At 58.9% G+C, this 5,798-nt stretch carries 6 protein-coding genes; 1 reads left to right on the top strand and 5 read right to left on the bottom strand.

All coding sequences use genetic code 11. The features are described 5' to 3' along the window. Window positions 1–102 precede the first annotated feature (102 nt). Both RTK01_RS15220 and RTK01_RS15225 read right to left on the bottom strand, forming a co-directional pair. Window positions 103–1,065, bottom strand: coding sequence for a D-2-hydroxyacid dehydrogenase (locus RTK01_RS15220; RefSeq protein WP_312281787.1), 963 nt, complete (start codon window positions 1,063–1,065; stop codon window positions 103–105). 58 nt (window positions 1,066–1,123) lie between these two features. Further along, window positions 1,124–2,710: an FAD-dependent protein gene (locus RTK01_RS15225; protein WP_312281788.1), complete on the bottom strand. Its 1,587-nt coding sequence runs from the start codon at window positions 2,708–2,710 to the stop codon at window positions 1,124–1,126. Window positions 2,711–2,924: 214 nt separating this feature from the next. Between RTK01_RS15225 and RTK01_RS15230 the strand changes: the two genes are divergently transcribed. Further along, window positions 2,925–4,298: a trypsin-like peptidase domain-containing protein gene (locus tag RTK01_RS15230; RefSeq protein ID WP_312281789.1), complete on the top strand. Its 1,374-nt coding sequence runs from the start codon at window positions 2,925–2,927 to the stop codon at window positions 4,296–4,298. Between the two features lie 140 nt (window positions 4,299–4,438). Here the strand turns inward: RTK01_RS15230 and RTK01_RS15235 are convergent, their stop codons facing one another. The 3 genes from RTK01_RS15235 to RTK01_RS15245 form a co-directional block, all read right to left on the bottom strand. Further along, a complete protein-coding gene (locus tag RTK01_RS15235) occupies window positions 4,439–4,636 on the bottom strand; it encodes a heavy metal-associated domain-containing protein (protein ID WP_312281790.1) in 198 nt (65 codons plus the stop codon). Between the two features lie 61 nt (window positions 4,637–4,697). Next, complete coding sequence (locus tag RTK01_RS15240; protein ID WP_312281791.1) at window positions 4,698–5,024, bottom strand: metal-sensing transcriptional repressor; 327 nt, start codon at window positions 5,022–5,024, stop codon at window positions 4,698–4,700. A gap of 13 nt (window positions 5,025–5,037) precedes the next feature. Continuing rightward, the coding region (locus RTK01_RS15245) for an HAD-IC family P-type ATPase (RefSeq protein WP_312281792.1) at window positions 5,038–5,798 on the bottom strand (761 nt) is incomplete at its 5' end.

Consider the following 5,798-nt stretch of genomic DNA (forward strand, 5'->3'; position numbering starts at 1 on the left):
ACCTTGTGACCGCCGAACTGGCGAACCAATTCTCCGGAGCGCCGGGCTTCTCCGTCGCCAAAAGCAAACAGGGTGGGGGAGTAGAACGCAAAGTTTTCCATATCAATATCCTTTCGACAGGTCGACAAGACGAGCGAGGGGCTTGCCCGTCGCATAATTTTCCAAATCCTCGCAGAACAGGGATACCGTCATATCGCAGGTGTAGCCCAGCGTCATGTTGCCCGCCACGTGGGGTGTCAGCAGCAGATTTTTGGTATCCCACAGGGGATGGTCTGCAGGCAGAGGCTCCGGCGTCATCACGTCCAGCGCCGCACCGGCAAGTTTCCCGGTATTCAAAGCGTCCATCAGGGCTTCCTGGTCAATGGCGGAGCCGCGGCCCACGTTTACCAAAATGGCGCTGGAGGAAAGCAGAGAGATGCGCTCTTTTGTCATAAAGCCAATGGTTTCCGGCGTGGAGGGCATAGCCATCACCAGAATGTCCGTCTCCGGAAGAACGGAGTCCACCTCCGTCATGGGTACCACCCGGTCGAATACCCCGTCGGGGCTGCGCCCGCTGCGGTTCACGCCGGTGATGCTGGTAGGCTGAAGCGCCTTGGCGCGCTTTGCAAAGGTGGTGCCGATATCGCCCGTGCCAAGTATGGTCAGGCGGCTGCCCTGAATGGAGCGGATGGACAGGTCGTTGGTCCAGCCGCGCTCCCGGATGATGCGGGTATAGTCCGGCATTTTCCGCTGGAGCATCAGCGTCACCATCAGAATGTGCTCCGCGATGGTCACGCCATAGGCCCCGGAGGAGTTGGTGAGCAGCACGCCCTCAGGAAAATGAAACGGCGGCTGATAGGGGTCCACGCCCGCGTAGGAGCAGCAGTACCACTTCAGGCCCGGAGCCTCCGCCAGCAGGGAGCGCCAGTGCCCAAACAGCACCTCGCAGTCTTCAAGATGACCGGCGGCATCCTCCTTGGTGAGGTAATAGCGGGCGGAGAAGCCGTGCTTTTCAGCCGCGGCGTCAATTTGCCGCTTGTGGGCTTCGGTGATGAATTCGTTGACAACACAGATGATACGGCTCATTTTCATTCCTCCTTGAAAGGTTACAGTGTAAAGGGTTCTTGGTTTATGAGGGGCGCTGTTACAGCACTTCGATCATTTTTTCAGCGCAGCGAAGCCCGTCCGCTGCGGCAGAGAGGATTCCACCGGCATATCCCGCCCCCTCGCCGCAGGGGTACAGGCCCCGCAACGGGCTTTGAAGCGTCTCGTCCCGCAGGATGCGCACGGGGGATGAGCTGCGGCTCTCCACGGCGGTTAAAACCGCGTCTCCTGCGGCAAAGCCCGGAAGCTTCCGGTCCAGAAGGGGCAGCGCCTGGGCCAGCGCGTCGCACACAAAGCCGGGAAGGCACTCCCGCAGGTTTGTCCATTTCACGCCCGGGCGGTAGGTGGGCTTCACCCGACCGGGGCCTTGCGAGGGGCGGTTTTCCAGAAAATCCTCCACCCGCTGGGCCGGGGCAAGGTACTTACTCCCGCCTGCGGCAAAGGCGGATTCTTCCAGCCTGCGTTGGAATTCCACGCCCGCAAGGGGACCGTCCGCGCCAAAATCCTCCGGCGTGACGTTTACAAGCAATCCGCTGTTGATGTTCTCCCCGTCCCGGGCAAAGCGGCTCATGCCGTTGGTGACTAACCGCCCTTCCTCCGACGCGGCGGACACCACTTGCCCGCCGGGGCAGACGCAGAAGGAGAAAACGCCCCGTCCCTCCGGCAGATGGCAGGAGAGCTTGTAGGAAGACACGGGAAGACCCGGATGGCCTGCATATTTTTTATATTGTACTCCATCCATGTCCGCCTGTAAATGCTCAATGCGCACACCCACGGCAAAGGGCTTTGCCTCCATGGGAATCTGCGCGGCAAGGAGGGCTTCAAAGGTGTCCCGGGCGGAGTGACCGATTGCCAGAAGAAGCTGGCGGCAGGGAAGGGAATACGCGCCGTCAGGGCCCTCCACGCTAACGCCGGACAGAACGCCGTTTTCTGTTTGCAGACCCGTCAGTTGGGACGCAAACCGAAGATCGGCCCCAAGGCCCAGCAGCTCCTGCCGCAGATTTTTGAGAACGATGTGGAGCATATCCGTGCCAACATGAGGTTTTGCGTCGATTAAAATATCCTCCGGTGCGCCAAAGCGAACCAGTTCTTCCAAAATGAAGCGGTGGCGGACATCTTTTGTGCCGGTGTTCAGCTTTCCGTCAGAAAAAGCGCCCGCGCCGCCCTCACCGAACTGGATGTTGGATTGGAGGTCCAGCGCTCCGGTTCGAAAAAATCGCTCCACGTCCTCTTGACGCTGTTCCACAGGCTTGCCGCGCTCCAGCAAAATGGGCCGCAAGCCCGCCCGGGCCAGCAGCAGTGCGGCAAACAGACCTGCCGGTCCCGCACCTACCACCACTGGCGGAGTCGCCGACGGCGACCCCGGCTTCGGGAGCGCATAGGCAGGGGAGGGGATATAGCGGGATACTTTTGCATTGCGGCTGCGGTGCAGGAGCTTGTCTTCCTCTTCCGTCTCCACAGCCACGGTATATACCAACTCCGGGTCTTCCCGGGCGTCTACGCTGCGGCGCAGGATGTGGATGCTTTTGATTTCGTGCTCGCCGATGCGCAAAATACGGGCGGCTTCCCGCACCAATTCTCTAAGGCTCCGTCCGGGCCTCTGTTTCAGTCCTTCTATTTTCAGCAAACTTTTATGCGTCCTTTCATACTGTTTTAAGCTAAGCATACTATACTTCCCTCAAAGGTGCAAGAAAGAAGTGCCGCAAAAGCGCGGCGGATCACCTGTTTATGCTTTAAAAATTTTTTATATCCCGTTCATTTGTACGACATGTCTCTTTGTGATACTTGTTTCATAAGACAGGCAGGAGACGACGGGAAATATACGTCAGGAGGAAATTATCATGTATAACGACGAAAAGAATCTGTATCATTACACTTATCGCAAAGACGGCAGCGAGCCGGGAGACGCCCGGATCGCAGTGGACGCCCCGTACCGTGAAAGCTGGGACGAGGGCTCCGGGAAAAAGGCAAAAAGGAGCCGGGGCGGCGCGAAAATTGTGGCTCTGGCCCTGAGCTGCGCCCTGCTTGGCGGTGCGGCGGGGGCTGGGGTGGCCGTGTGGAGCGGTTCTGGCGGCGGAAATTCCACCGATGTGTACATGTCCAACCGCACTGCCGCCACCGTCTCCGTCAAGGCGGTGGATGGGAAGAATGCCATGACCGACGCGGAGGTTTACGCCTCCAACGTCAACTCCGTGGTTTCCATCAGCACCACAGGAAGTTCGGGGACCAATTACTTTGGGCAGAGCGTAGAGACAGCCTCCGCCGGTTCCGGCTTTGTCCTGACCACCGACGGCTATATCGTCACCAACCAGCATGTGGTGGCCAACGCCAACACCGTGAAGGTGACGCTCTACAACGGCGACACCTATGACGCGTCGATCATCGGCAGCGACCAGCAGTATGACATTGCGGTTTTGAAAATTGACGCTTCGGCGCTTCAGCCCGTGACCATGGGCGACAGCGATACGCTGAATGTGGGCGACCATGTGCTGGCGGTGGGCAACCCGCTGGGCGACCTCACCTTCTCTATGAGCGGCGGAATGGTTTCCAGTGTGAACCGGGCCATCAACGTGGACGGTACTCCCTTTAACATGATTCAGACCGACGCGTCCATCAATCCCGGCAACTCCGGCGGTCCTCTGTTCAACCAGTACGGCGAAGTGGTGGGCATCGTGTCCGCCAAGTACTCCTCTTATTCCAGCCAATCCGTGGAGGGTCTGGGCTTTGCCATCCCCATGAACGACGTGCTGGCTATGATTCAGGACATCATGACCAATGGCTATGTCACCAACAAGCCCTATCTCGGCATCAATCAGGGCACTATGACCGCCCAGATGGCGGCGCAATACCGCTATGACGTGACCGAGGGCGTGTTTGTCTACTCCGTGGAGGCGGGCAGCGCCGCCGACAAGGCGGGACTGAAAATGGGCGACGTGATTACCAAGGTGGACGATACCGACATTGCCACCTCGGAGGATTTGGTTGCTTTGAAGAAAACCTATTCCGCCGGAGATACCTCTACCTTTACCATCTACCGGGCGGGAGGGTATCAGACAGTGGAGATCACATGGGACAGCGTGCCCGCCGACAGCGAGGAAACCCAATCCTCCCAGCAGGAGGAGACACAGCAGACACCCCAGAATGGGAGCAACAGCAATGGTGGCAGCATGGAAGACCTCTTCAACTACTTCTTTAACGGCGGGTATAACCGTTAACCAAATCAGAATAAGCCTAGGGCGGAAGCTTTGCTTCCGCCCTAGGTCTTTGCGTGCGGGACGGCTTGGAGGAGAAAGCAACATGGGCGCGGCCCGATTGGCCGCGCCCATGTTCTATCTTTAAGAGATAAAGTTCTTTTTTAAACGGCTTCAGGAGTAAAGCCCAAATCCTCCAGTTCGCCCACGGCGGTCTTCACGGAGTTCTCGTCGCCGTCCACCGTCACATTTTTATTCTCCAGAGAAACCTCGAAGTTCAGGCTTGCCTTGGTCAGGGCCTCCGTAATACGGCGGACACAGTTTTCGCACATCATGTCGGGTACGGAAATGGTTTTCATCATACATGTCTCCTTTTTATGATTTAGTTTGTTTTATCGCTTGCGGTCCGCAAACGCGGGCCGTTCACTTCATCAGCTTTTGCAGGGTGTTCATCAGTTCGTCCACCACCTCGGTGCGTCCGGACTGAATGTCCTGCACCACGCAGGTTTTTATGTGATTGCCCAACAGTTCCCGGGCAAAGGCGTTTAGCGCGGCCTGCACCGCCGAAACCTGCGTGAGAATATCGGTGCAGTAGACCTCTTTTTCCACCATTCCCCGGATGCCCCGCACCTGACCCTCTATGCGATTCAGGCGGCGGAGCAGAGCGTCCGCCTCGGCGGGCTCCCGGTGCTTGTGGCGTGTACAGCAGATACAGTTTTCCCCGGTGTCGGGGCACTTCTTTTCCTCCATTTGCAAATACTCCTTACAGCAGCTTCCTGCGGCCCAGCCGCAGGGCGTTGCCAACCACGCTGATGGAGCTGAGGGACATAGCCGCGCCCGCCAGCATGGGGGTGAGCAGCAGTCCGTGGCTCAGATACAGGGCGCCGGCGGCAATGGGGATGCCGACGGTGTTGTAGCAAAACGCCCAAAACAGGTTTTGCTTGATGTTTCGGATGGTCAGGCGGCTGAGCCGGATGGCCCGGGCCACGTCCTTCAAGTCGCCCCGCATGAGAATCACCTGTGCAGACTCGATGGCTACGTCGCTGCCGTTTCCGATGGCGCAGCCGATGTCCGCCTGAGCAAGAGCGGGCGCGTCGTTGATGCCGTCGCCTACCATCATCACGGTCTGGCCTTCTTGCTGAAGGCGGCGGATGATTCCGGCCTTCTCCTCCGGCAGAACCTCCGCCACCACCTCGTCCACGCCCACCTGGGCGGCGATGACCTCGGCGGCGGCACGGTTGTCGCCGGTGAGGAGCACCGTGCGGATGTTTTGGGCCTTGAGGGCGGCGATGGCCTCCGCACTGGAGGGCTTTACTCGGTCTGCCACGGAAATCAGGCCCAGCAGAGTGCCGTCTTTTGCAAAGTACATGGGCGTCTGCGCTTGCGCGGACAGCCGCGCCGCGTCTACTTCCAGTGCCGTCAGGTCCACGCCGGATTCCTCCATCAGCCTGCGGTTGCCCGCAAGGATGGTTCCATGAGCCGTCTCGGCACGTAGGCCCCGGCCGGACAGATTTTCAAATTTTT

It is taken from the genome of Oscillibacter sp. (assembly GCF_031978065.1).
Taxonomy (GTDB): Bacteria; Bacillota; Clostridia; order Oscillospirales; family Oscillospiraceae; genus Oscillibacter.

Bases quoted from the DNA above. Each gene is read 5' to 3' on its own strand.
- RTK01_RS15220 (WP_312281787.1), bottom strand. From the start codon at position 1,065: ATGAGCCGTATCATCTGTGTTGTCAACGAATTCATCACCGAAGCCCAC.
- RTK01_RS15230 (WP_312281789.1), top strand. From the start codon at position 2,925: ATGTATAACGACGAAAAGAATCTGTATCATTACACTTATCGCAAAGAC.
- RTK01_RS15235 (WP_312281790.1), bottom strand. From the start codon at position 4,636: ATGATGAAAACCATTTCCGTACCCGACATGATGTGCGAAAACTGTGTC.
- RTK01_RS15240 (WP_312281791.1), bottom strand. From the start codon at position 5,024: ATGGAGGAAAAGAAGTGCCCCGACACCGGGGAAAACTGTATCTGCTGT.